Source organism: Pokkaliibacter plantistimulans, from assembly GCF_003194385.1.
GTDB classification, from domain to species: Bacteria; Pseudomonadota; Gammaproteobacteria; order Pseudomonadales; family Balneatricaceae; genus Pokkaliibacter; species Pokkaliibacter plantistimulans.
Genome location: NZ_LAPT01000019.1, coordinates 1 through 11098, shown reverse-complemented (window position 1 = coordinate 11098; position 11098 = coordinate 1). Strand labels below are relative to the sequence as shown.

Below are 11098 nucleotides of genomic sequence, written 5' to 3'. Positions count from 1 at the left end.
TGCGGGTTCCGGCAACGATACTGTGACTGCCTACGGGGGTTACAACGATATCGACAGCAGCTCCGGCAACAACAAGGTCTATGCCTACGGCGGCGCCAACGACGTCAACGTCGGCTCCGGTAATGATCGCGTCGAAGCCTACGGCGGCAGCAACAAGGTCACCGACAGTGGCGGCACCAACACCTTTGTACTGGGTGGTGCCAGCAACGTGCTGACTTCCGGCAGCGGTGCGGACACCGTGACCGCCGATGGTGCCTACAACAACATCAAGACCTACGGTGGTGACGACACCATCACCGTGGCGGCGGCGGCCAACCTGATCGATGCCGGTGACGGCGACAACACGGTCACCGCCAGCGGTGGTTACAACGAAGTCAGCGCCGGTTCCGGTGATGACACGGTCAAGGCCTACGGTGGCTACAACAACATCGATGTCAGTAACGGTAACAACTACGTCTATGCCGCCGGTGGTGGTAATGAAGTGGATGCCGGTACCGGCAACGACACCATCAAGGTCTATGGCGGCTACAACGTGGTGGATGCCAGCAGCGGCAACAACGAAGTCTATGCGGCAGGCGGTGGTAACGAAGTGACCGTCGGCAGTGGTGATGACAAGGTGACCGCGTACGGTGGCAGCAACATCGTGACAGACAGCGGTGGCAAAAACACCTTTGTGCTGGGCGGTGCCAGCAACGTGCTCAACTCCGGCGACGGCGTTGACAGCGTGACCGCCGACGGCGCCAGCAACGTCATCAACACCAAGGGGGGGGCCGATACCATTACCGTCAACGCGGCCTCCAACGTAATCGACTCAGGCAGCGGTAATGACACCATCACCGCCAACTCGGCCAGCAACGTTATCACCACCGGCAGCGGTAATGACAACGTGGTGGTCAATGGCGCCAGCAACGTCATCGACACCAGCGGCTCGGCCGAGTACGAAACCGTCTACACCACCACCTACAAGACGGTGAAGGTATTCGGTACGACCATCAAGATCCCCACCGTCACCACGACCCAGGCCCAGGTCAGCGATGACAGCGATACCGTGTATGCCGCCGGTGGCAGCAACGTGATCAATGTCGGTGACGGCACCAACAAGGTGACTGCCTACGGTGGCAATAACTACGTCACCGCCGGTTCAGGCAACGACACCATCGTCGCTGATGGCGGTGCCAACGAAATCGACGCCGGTGCCGGTAACAACACGATCGAGGCGGCCGGTGCGGCCAACATCATCACCACGGCCGGTGGCAATGACACCATTACAGGCTGGGGCGGCGCCAACGTTATCGAAGCGGGTAACGGCAAGAACGACATCACCGCCGGTGGCGGTGCCAACGTCATCACGACCGGCTCCGGTAAAGACACCATCAATGCCTACGGCGGTGCTAACGTCATCACCAGCGGTGCTGGCAACGACACCATTCGCGCCTACGGCGGCGCCAATGTGGCCGTAGTCGGTAGCGGCAAGGATGACGTCATTGCCCTTGGCGGTGCCAACGTCATCACCGCCAGCGACGGCAACGATCAGATCATTGCCGCCGGTGGTGCCAACGTTGTAGTTAGCGGCGGCGGTGATTCCACCGTGGTCATGGGCGGCGGCCTCAACATTGCCTATCTCGACGGCGGTAACAACCTGGTCGGCGCGCTGGGCAGCACCAATGCGTTGCTCAGCGGCGGTGGCAACAACACCCTGATCGGTGTCGGCGCAGCCAACCTGATGTTCAGCAATGGCGGCGACAACCTGATGGTGGCCGCTGGTGCCGGTAACCTGCTGGTGGCGGCGGAAGGCGACAACACCATGATCGCGCTCGGCGCGGGCAACGTGGTGCTGACCGAAACCGGCTCCATCATTGAAGGCCTGAGCCAGGGCATCGGTGATCTGCTCAGCGAGGCCATCGACAGTGATGAGGCCGATGCGGCGATTGAAGCCGGGGTGGAGTACATCAAGGACGCCATCAATACCGGCAGCGGTGACGATATCGTGGTGGCCATCGGTGCGGCTAACCTGGTCTATACCGGCAAGGGCAATGATGTGGTGACCGCCATTGGCGCCGCCAACGTGCTGCTGGCCAACGGTGCCAATACCATCACCACGGCCATTGGTGAAACCAACGTGGTGCTGAACACCGCGGGCGACAACGTAGTGACCACCATCGGTGCCAACAACGTGGTACTGCTGGGGCTGGGTGATGGCCTGACCTGGCTGGCTGACAAACTGGCGGATGCCACTGACAGTGACGCGCTGGATACCGTCAGCGAGTTCCTGGCAGACAACCTGACCACCGGTGCCGGTAACGACATCGTCACCACCATCGGTTCTGTCAACGTGGTCTACACCGGCAGCGGTAATGACGTTATTACTGCGCTGGGCAGCACCAACGTGCTGTGGTCTGGTACCGGTGACGATGTCGTCACTGCCATCGGCTCCAGCAACATCGTCTACGGTGATGAAGGCTCCGACGTCATTACTGCCATCGGTTCCAACAACATCGCTGTCACCGGCAGCTATGAGGAAATCGCCGCCACGGCAGTCGGTCTGGTGGATTCCCTGACGGCGGGCATCTACGCCACTGATCTGGTCAACGAAGCCGGTCTGTCCTCCGCCGCAGAAAGCGACGGTGGCACGGATGTCATCACTGCCATCGGCTCCAATAACGTGGTGCTGACCGGCAGCGACAGCAGCATCATCACCGCGCTGGGTACCAACAACATTCTGGTATCCGGTGCCGGTGATGATGTCATCACTGCCGTAGGTACCTACAACGGTATCGTTGCAGGCAGCGGCGATGATGTGGTCACTGTGCTGGGTTCCTACAGCGCGGTAGTGGCCGGTGAAGGCAACAACGTGGTCACGACCCTGGGTAAGGCCAACATTGTGACTGCTGGCGACGGCAATGATGTTATCACTACCATCGCCATGGGCGGTGACAGTGCCAACGTCAACGTGGTGTCTGCGGGTGACGGTAACAACGTGGTGACCCAGATCGGTACCTACAACGTCGCCGTGACCGGTGCTGATGATGACGTGCTGGTGATGGTGTCTACCTCCAGCAACTCCAGCTCTACCAGCACCGCGGAAGAAGCTTCCGAGGAAGCCACCAGTACCTCCACCACCACAACCACCTACAGCACCGAGTTCAACGTCGGCTGGACCGGTGCCGGTGATGACGTGGCGGTGATCTACGGTGAACACAACGTGGTACTGACCGATGCCGGTGACGACACCATCGTGGTACTGGGTAGCAGTGGCACGCTGAAAAGCGTCACCGAAACCGAGACCACCGATACCGCTACTGAGGCAACCTCGACCAGCAAGTCGACCATCACCGTGGATACCGGCTTCAACTTTGTTGAGAGCGGCAGCGGTGATGACACCCTGATCCTCAACGGTGAAACCACCATCGCTGTGGCTGACAGCGGCGATGACCTGATCGTCTCCAATGCCACCAACAACGTGGTGCTGGGCGGTGAGGGCAACGACGTGATCATCGGTCTGGCGCAGGCCACGGTGTTCAACACCCTTGAAAGCCTGACCGAGAACGATTACGAGAGCTGGAGTGACTGGGGCTCAGCGCTGATGAGCGCCAAGTATGTTGGCTCACAACTGTACAGCCTCGCCAGCGGCTCGTTTGGTGATCTGAACCTGATCGGCAACGTGCTGATGGGTGGTGACGGCAACGACACCATCTTCGCCACCACCGCCGGTACCTATATCTCCGGTAACGACGGTGACGACGTGATGATCGGCCTTGGCTGGGGTCTGCTCGATACTATCCTGCTGGACGGTGCTGACAGCCTCAACTCGGTATGGGAAGGCATTGGTGACGGCTTCGACGCCATTACCGAATACCTGACCGACACTCTGGTGGACGACCTGTACGACGTCTGGGACAGCATTGCCGGTGATATCACCGATGTGCTGGAAAGCGTAGTGTCGGCTACCGACAGCTTCGGCGATGATCTGGACAGCACCGCCAATACGGCCATCAGCTACCTCAACAACCTCACCGGGCTGGATCTGGCTGACGTCGATATCGGCGATGCCCTGTCGGGTCTGGTGGATGAGGGTGCCGACAGCCTGTCTTCGGCCATCAGCTCCATCAGCAGTGCCTTTGAGTACGTGGCCGATGCCGATGTCAGCGATGCCATCGACAGCGCCCTGTCTACCGCCGCCGATGGCGTCGACACCGGCATCAGCTGGACCTTCGACGGTCTGGACTGGATCGCCGAGCAGCTGGGCTTTGACAGCACCGGTCTGGCCAATTTCGACGACTTTGAAGGGCTGGTAGCGGCCATCATGGTCTACGAAATCGCCTACAACTACGCCGGTGACAATGACCTGTCCGGTGGTGCCGGTAACGACACCCTCTACTCCGGCATGGGTAACGATGACCTGCGCGGTGGTGAGGGCACTGACACCTACGTGATCTCGCTGGGCGATGGCAAAAACACCGTGTACGAAGAGGCCGGTGGCAATGATGTGATCCAGATTGCTGCCAACACCTTCTTCAACAAGGACATGACCAGTGACAACGTCTACACCGCCATTGATGGCAGTGATCTGGTGATCAACTACGTGGTGGATGGCGAGTCCTTCGCTCAGGTGACGATCAGCGATTACGCCAGTGTCGACGTCAAGGAACTACAGCTGGTGGACAGCGACGGTAACACCGTCTCCACCCTCAGCATGGACCAGCTGGTAGCCCAGGCCGACTCGGCCAATACCAGCTTCGACATGGCCACCGTGTGGACGTCGGAAAACCTCGACCAGTTTGCCGAGTTGTTGCTGTCTGCCCTGACCGGCAGCAGCACCACCGACACCACGGTTGATACCTACACGACCGCGACGGATGCAGGGCTGGAGGCTGCTGCCTAACTGAGTTCTGACCGGTTGTTTGGGAGGTGAGTCAGGGTTGTAACAGGTCTGGCTCACCTTGCAGATAAACAGAACATTACCTGCTGTAACAATAAAGGCATCCTGCTGGCGCAATCCGGCAGGGTGCCTTTTTATTTTATATATCAGCATGTTATGTCGAATTTTTAGTCATCGGATTGTTGCCTGTAACAGGATGATGGTAAACATTTGTTTACCAATAATGCTCAATGCACTAAGGTAACGCCCGCAACATAAGGGGCCCTCGTTCACGAGGGTGATCCTCAAGGATGATCAGTTTGCCCGTCGGACAAGGCTTAGGTCTGTGCTGTTCAGGGAACGTGGTTGGCATTCGTGAGGGGAGATAATGAGTGGGGGAGGGGCTGTACTGAGCGCCAAAACACCACCGTCGAACAAGGAAGCCCGCTCCATGAGCGGTTATCAACCCCCATGCTTAGGAGAAAAGCATGCAAAGTAATACCTACCTGAACTACGAAGGCATCAAGGGCGAAGCCACTGCCGAACAGTTCAAAGATCTGATCACCCTGCTGTCCATGGACTGGGCTATCGACCGCGTGGTCACCGCTCACACTGGTACCGCCATGGACCGTGAAGCCAGCGCTGCACGTCTGGGTGACATCACCATCACCAAATTCCAGGATCGCTCCTCACCCGATCTGTTCAAGGAAGCCACCATTGGTAAAGCCAAAAGTGCGATCTTCCACATGACCAAGCAGGGCGACAAAGTCGAAGAAATCATGAAGATCGAACTGACCGACGCCATGATTTCTCACTACAGCGTGTCCATTCAGGACGACCGTCCCGTTGAAACCATCCGCATTTCCTACACCGAAATGATGATGACCGTGACGCCTACCGACGACGACAACAACGTTATGGCGCCGTTGGTCTACGGTTACAGCGGCCTCAAAGGCCAGCAGATGTAATCAGGGCACATGGTTGCCTGACTGCACTGCAAGAAAAGGCTCCTTCGGGAGCCTTTTTGTTATCCACTTTGCCCTCTTCAGCATAAGGACATCCCTATGGGTCAACTCTGTATTGCCGGAGCGACACGCCAGCTTAAACCCGGCGAATTCACCTCTCCCGAAGCCTGGGACTGCTTCGTGCGGGACAACCCCCATCTGCGTCACAACGCCGTGATCCAACCCGGCACGCCCTATGTGGTGCGCACTTCCGCCAGTACACCGGGCCAGCAATGTTTAGCACAGCTGAACGAACTGACCGGCCTCACTCCCGGCGAGCGGGCCAATATCGTCGGGCTGGTGAAACAGCTGGGCCTTGAAGGCACGCTGGCGCTGGCCGCCTTCTATGAGGACACCATGGCGCCGATCAACCACCGACTTGCCGACTGGAGTGATAACCACTGGCGCGATGGTATCGGCGCCGCAGCGGGTGGCTGGGCGGCACGCGACAAGGTACTGATGAATCAGCTGACGGCCTATGAAAAGGCCTTGCTGGATGTACGCAAAGCGCACCAGAGCAAACAGCCAGGGCATGTACTGCGCCGTTACGAAGACGAAGCACGGGCGGCCTGGCGACGGCTGAATGAGCAGTTCAGGGTGGCGCTGGAAAAACACTTTGCCAAAGTCAAAGGCCGCGGCACGATCTGGAGCAATGCCGACCGGGGCATCGAAATCGCCAAAAGCCACCGTGACGACACCAGACTGAACCTCAGCGGCTCACGGGATATTGCCCTGCTGCGCGGGCTGGCCCGTGCCTCGGATATTGTCGGCAACAGTATGCTGGTGCTGGAAGTCGGGGCACGAGGCAAAAAAGTCGTTGACCAGTACCGTCAGGGCGGCGACTGGATGCGTACCGCCACGGTGGAATCGACGGGCTTGGCCTTTGGTGTTATGGGAGGAGCTTTCGGTGCCGGACTGGCATCTAACGCTGCGGTTGCGATTGGTTTAGCCGCTACCCCGCTGGGCTGGGTAGTGGTGTTGGGGGTAGGTATTGCCGCAGCTTACTTTGCCGGGTCATTTATGGATCATATTGGCCAATGGGGGTCATCCAGTATCTATGACCGCCGACTCAATAGCTGGTAACGATGATGAGTGAATACTACGGGTGGATATTCCTTATCGTGTCGCTGGTAATTTCAATGTCCTTTTTTATCTCATTGCTGATTTTTTCGCGTTTTAGCATGAAGCGCATTGAACGGAAAATGGTGCAAGAGGGGCTGGCGTTACCGAGGTGGGACGGATGGGGAGGTTATAGAGTGTTTTACTATGCCTTCGCGATTGTGTGGCATTACAAAGCGAAAAGAATGCCTTTGATCAATGCTGAAGCCACGCGACGCGTAGCAACCAAGACAGACCAATATCTGGCGTTGTGGACCGTCGTATCTGGGATAGGTTTTTTGCTCTGCGGCGTTATTTTCGAGATTTTTCGTACGCAGTGATACTGCAAGGCATCTGTTCGGCTGAGCAGATGCCTTTTAGATGCAGCTCTGCTTGCCGGTTGAGCTGTCAACTCAATCCGCAGCACTATTGTCATGCTGTCATCCACCCCTGCTAAGGTAAGGCCTCTGCCATTCTCTCAAAGGAACTGAGCCTGATGCCTAACTCCCTGCTTCGTCTGCTGTGCTGGCTGCTGCTGGCCGCGCTGCTCATTTACCTGCTGATCTGTGCGGGTCTGTATCTGTTTCAGCGCTCGCTGCTGTACTTCCCCCAGCCCAGCCGTTATCAGGATGCTGCCCATACACTGATACTGCCGGTCACCGGGGCGATGCTGCAGGTGACCACCGAGGCGCGCTCCGGAGCGGGGGCGGTGCTGTACTTTGGCGGCAATGCCGAAGATGTGTCCCTCAATCTGACCACCTTTGCTCAGGCCTTCCCTGACCGGGCGATCTATCTGCTGCATTACCGTGGTTACGGCCAGAGCAGTGGTGAGCCGAGTGAAGCGGCGCTGCAGCAGGATGCGCTGGCGCTGTTCGATCAGGTGGCGCAGCAACATCAGGATATTGCCGTGATTGGCCGCAGCCTCGGCAGCGGGGTGGCTATCTGGCTGGCCAGTCAGCGCCCTGTGTCGCGAATGGTGCTGGTGACACCTTATGACAGCATTGAAGCCGTGGCCGCCGGGCAGTATCCCTATGTGCCGGTGTCCTGGCTGCTGCGTGACAAGTATCTGTCGTGGCGCTATGCACCTGCCATCACCGCGCCGACCCTGCTGCTGGTGGCGAGTGATGACCGGCTGATTCCGCCGCCACACAGCCAGCGCCTATTACAGGCCTTTCACCCCGGCGTCGCGCGGCTTGAAGAGCTGGCCGGAGTGAACCACACCAGCATTTCTGCCAGCCCGCACTATCTGCCCTTGTTGCAGCAGGGGATCGGCTCTCCTCTGTAGCAGTTGTTCACGATCAGCGGTGCGTCGGCCAGATACCGTTCGCAGTTGTTTCAATTTGGCGCCGGGGTGCGGCGTTTTAGTCCGGCTGGTCTAAGCTGAATGAGCCCGTCGGCAGGAGAAATCATGCTGTTCCTGACGAGGTTTACAGAACAATAACCGGTGGTGGAGTCGCCACCCTTTCCTCAGGAGCCCATGCCATGAATCCTGTCGTACATTTCGAAATGCCCTATGACGATGCCGAGCGCATGCAGACCTTCTACACCGCCGCCTTTGGCTGGCAGATGCAGGCGCTGGGTGAACAGATGGGCCATTATGTGCTGGCCACCACCACCCGGATAGACGCCAACCCCGGTATGCCCGCCGGGGCGATCAATGGTGGTTTCTATCCCAAGCGGTCAGACTGTCCGCTGTACCCGTCAGTGGTGATTGCGGTGGCCGATATCACCGAGGCCATGACCAAGGTCAGTGTCGCAGGGGGCGAAGTGCTGGGTGAGCCGATGGAAATTCCCGGTGTCGGGCTGTATGTGGCCTTCCATGACACTGAGGGCAATCGTGTCAGCATGCTGCAGGCGTTTCCCCAGACGAGTATGTAACTCTTTGATTTATATGGTGTGTCAGGTTGATGTCGGCTGGCTGTCGTCACCCCGACAGCCAGTTTTCCGGCAATGTTGGCAGTGAATTTCGATACGAGAGAGGAAGGGATGATAGTACGCAAGTTACGGCTGCAACGTGGATGGTCACAGGAGCAGCTGGCACAACTGACCGGGCTCAGTGTGCGGACTATTCAGCGTATAGAGCGCGGCCAGAACCCTGGTCTGGAAAGCCTCAACGCCCTTGCTGCCGTGTTCGAAGTACCCCTGAGCCAACTGCAAACGGAGAGCGATATGCCTACTCACACTTCAGACAGCCAGCCGACAGCGGACGATGCCGTCAGCCGCGACGCAGGGCTTAGCCCGCAGGAGCAGCAGGTGATGGAACAGGTCCGCGACATCAAGGGATTCTATTCCCACTGCATCAAGTACGTGCTGATCATCAGCCTGCTGTTTGTGATCAACCTGTCCACCAGCCCCGGCTATATCTGGGCATGGTGGCCGATGCTGGGCTGGGGGGTCGGGCTGGCCTGCCACGGTCTCAACGTGTTTGAGGTCTTCCAGTTTTTTGGTCCGGCGTGGGAAAAGCGTCAGATAGAAAAACGTCTGGGGCGTAAGTTGTAAAAAGCAGATTGTAAAAAGCAGACAGGCAGGGACCGGCAAGGAGTGTCAGGGAATGAAAACACACTGCGATTGCTGCAGCGGAACGCTGCAGGCCACGGACAGCCGGGCATGGAAGCTACGCTGTGAGCAGTGCGGAGCCCGCTACAAGGCGCAGCGTCTGATGCCTGCCACCGGGCAGCGGCTGCGAACCTATCCCTGGCTGACCTTTGCGGTGGTGGTGCTGTTGCAACCCCAGCTGCTGGCCTTGTGGCTGCGCCCGCTGGGGCTGGCCGTCACGCCACTGCAGTCACTCAGCGTACTGCTGCTGTTTGCTCTGATCTGGGGTGGCTGGCTGTACCGCAAGTGGCGTCGGCTGCTGCCGGTCAGTTATCAGCGGGTTGAAAAGCCTGAGCGGGTACTGCGTCGTCAGGATTTCTGGTGGTTGCTGTTTACCCTGCTGATGGCGCTGTGGGCCGCCACCAGTCTGTGGTCTGGCCCCGGCTAGGCGCTGCTACGCCCCCGATACACAAGCCCGTCTGTAAAAATTAGGTCAATAACAACAACGATGGAGATGCCCCGCATGAATGCACACCATGCCCTGAACTATGTGGAATTCGCTGCCCGTGATCTGCAGGCAACCAGAGCATTTTTTACGCAGGTATTTGGCTGGCAGTTTGATGACTACGGCCCCGACTACATCGCCTTCAGCGAGGCCGGTTTGAATGGCGGTTTCTATCGTGCCGAGCGCGCCTCGCGGGTAGCCGACGGCGCGGCGCTGCTGGTGCTCTACAGCGACAGTCTGGAGCACAGCCAGCAGCTGGTGGAGCAGGCCGGTGGGGTGATCAGCACGGCGATTTTTGCCTTCCCCGGTGGCCGCCGGTTCCACTTTATCGAACCAAGCGGGAATGAGCTGGCGGTATGGTCTGATCGCTAAGTCCGTCACCGTCACAAGAACCCGTTCGGATCCCTCAGAGGTGCCATGATGACCATTGGTTTGTACGCAGGCCTGCTGGGCCTGATTTATATCTTCCTGTCGTATCGGGTGATTGCCGGGCGCCGTCAGTATCGGGTGGCGCTGGGGGATAACCACGTTGCTCCGCTGCAACGGCGCATTCGGGTGCACGGCAATTTTATGGAGTACGTGCCCTTGGCCCTGATTCTGTTGCTGCTGCTGGAGCTAAGTGGTACCCGCCCGTTGTGGTTGCACCTGCTCGGTGGTCTGTTGGTGCTGGGCCGTGTGCTGCATGCCTATGGCGTGAGTGCTGAGCAGGAGAACCTGCGTTTTCGTATCAGCGGGATGGTGGCCACCATGACGGTGCTGCTGGTGGCGTCGTTGTCATTGATAGGTCTGGCGCTGGGGTGAGCTGGTTGTTTGTGAGGGATTGAGGGTGGTGCGGTTCGTTGTATTAACGACACCTAGCGTGGAGTTCATTCGGTTGTAATCCGGTGCGATTCGTTGCACTCATCGCACCCTACGCGGAGTTCGGAGTGTAGCTATGCGGTGTGGTTCGTTGTAGTCACCACATCGCGTGAAGTTTATTCGGTTGTAATCCGGTGCGATTCGCTGCACTCATCGCACCCTACGTGGCGTTCGGTGTGTAGCTATCCGGTGGGGCTTGTATCTGCAGTTGCGGCTTCAGTAGATACCATCTCTCCTAAC

The 11098-nt window shown here is 58.4% G+C and carries 10 protein-coding genes; all 10 read left to right on the top strand.

Annotated elements, in window-relative coordinates; translation table 11 throughout:
• Positions 1-22 precede the first annotated feature (22 nt).
• The 10 genes from WH50_RS04495 to WH50_RS04450 all read left to right on the top strand — a co-directional run bounded on the left by WH50_RS04495 (position 23) and on the right by WH50_RS04450 (position 10801).
• Positions 23-4882, top strand: a complete 4860-nt coding sequence (locus WH50_RS04495) for a beta strand repeat-containing protein (RefSeq protein ID WP_110186238.1) — start codon at positions 23-25, stop codon at positions 4880-4882.
• A 464-nt stretch (positions 4883-5346) separates the two neighbouring features.
• Entirely contained in the window at positions 5347-5826 is a 480-nt protein-coding gene (locus tag WH50_RS04490; protein WP_110186237.1) for an Hcp family type VI secretion system effector, read from the top strand.
• 96 nt (positions 5827-5922) lie between these two features.
• Positions 5923-6945, top strand: a complete 1023-nt coding sequence (locus tag WH50_RS04485) for a hypothetical protein (protein WP_110186236.1) — start codon at positions 5923-5925, stop codon at positions 6943-6945.
• 38 nt (positions 6946-6983) lie between these two features.
• Positions 6984-7301, top strand: coding sequence for a hypothetical protein (locus WH50_RS04480; protein WP_133251243.1), 318 nt, complete (start codon positions 6984-6986; stop codon positions 7299-7301).
• Positions 7302-7456: 155 nt separating this feature from the next.
• The gene (locus WH50_RS04475; protein ID WP_110186234.1) at positions 7457-8245 is read left to right on the top strand and encodes an alpha/beta hydrolase; all 789 of its coding nucleotides are present in this window, start codon (positions 7457-7459) and stop codon (positions 8243-8245) included.
• A 197-nt stretch (positions 8246-8442) separates the two neighbouring features.
• A complete protein-coding gene (locus WH50_RS04470; RefSeq protein ID WP_110186233.1) occupies positions 8443-8838 on the top strand; it encodes a VOC family protein in 396 nt (131 codons plus the stop codon).
• Between the two features lie 108 nt (positions 8839-8946).
• A complete protein-coding gene (locus WH50_RS04465) occupies positions 8947-9459 on the top strand; it encodes a 2TM domain-containing protein (protein ID WP_110186232.1) in 513 nt (170 codons plus the stop codon).
• Positions 9460-9511: 52 nt separating this feature from the next.
• Positions 9512-9943 (top strand): hypothetical protein, encoded by a 432-nt coding sequence (locus WH50_RS04460; RefSeq protein WP_110186231.1) that lies wholly within the window; start codon positions 9512-9514, stop codon positions 9941-9943.
• A gap of 75 nt (positions 9944-10018) precedes the next feature.
• Positions 10019-10372 carry a VOC family protein gene (locus WH50_RS04455; RefSeq protein ID WP_104155842.1) on the top strand — a complete coding sequence of 118 codons (354 nt, stop codon included), beginning with the start codon at positions 10019-10021 and terminating at the stop codon, positions 10370-10372.
• 45 nt (positions 10373-10417) lie between these two features.
• A complete protein-coding gene (locus tag WH50_RS04450; protein WP_243409993.1) occupies positions 10418-10801 on the top strand; it encodes an MAPEG family protein in 384 nt (127 codons plus the stop codon).
• Positions 10802-11098: the final 297 nt, after the last annotated feature.